This is a genomic window from Massilia sp. TSP1-1-2 (assembly GCF_049896185.1).
GTDB lineage: Bacteria > Pseudomonadota > Gammaproteobacteria > Burkholderiales > Burkholderiaceae_D > Telluria_A.
Genome location: NZ_JAFCTU010000212.1, coordinates 1 through 562 on the forward strand (window position 1 = coordinate 1; position 562 = coordinate 562).

The 562-nt window shown below is 55.9% G+C and carries 1 pseudogene; it reads right to left on the minus strand.

Going from position 1 to position 562, the window contains the following annotated elements:
* Nucleotides 1-503, minus strand: a pseudogene (locus ACP7BV_RS27765) (hypothetical protein); the annotation flags it as partial.
* Nucleotides 504-562 lie beyond the last annotated feature (59 nt).

Consider the following 562-nt stretch of genomic DNA (forward strand, 5'->3'; position numbering starts at 1 on the left):
TGACGTGTCTCGGAATGATGGCCACTTGAGTTTGACTTATCGATGTCCGCACCGCAACCGTTTCCGCATTTATGATCTTGCTCTGCTCGTTTTGCCTCACGCTCCCCTGGGCTAAAAAGACGCTTCGGATCTCTGTCCGCCGCTGGCACGCTACCAATTCCTGTGGGAAGCTTCGGCAAAGTGCCGGAATTACCAACAATGCCCGGCGCCGTTGTCGGTGCAGTCGGCGTAACCGTAGGCCTAGGCGTCGACGGCCCGCTGCCACTTGACTGCATCGAGTTCGAAATCTTGTCGACAGCGTAAAGTCCGGCGATGACCACGACCGATGCCGCAGCAAAACCGCATACTGGGCCACAAACCAACATGCCTCCACCAAAGGCAGGCAAGGCGGCAGGGTTTCGCCCATCAGGATCGACGTATTTGTATGGACTGTTATTGGCGTAGGCGTACCGATTGAAACTTGATCCGGTATTTCCATCCGTCACCACCGGATCAATGCTCAAGAAGGAGCCGCCCGACGTGCACTTGTCGTAAGCGCGGCCGTTTTCCTTAGTCCATTCAA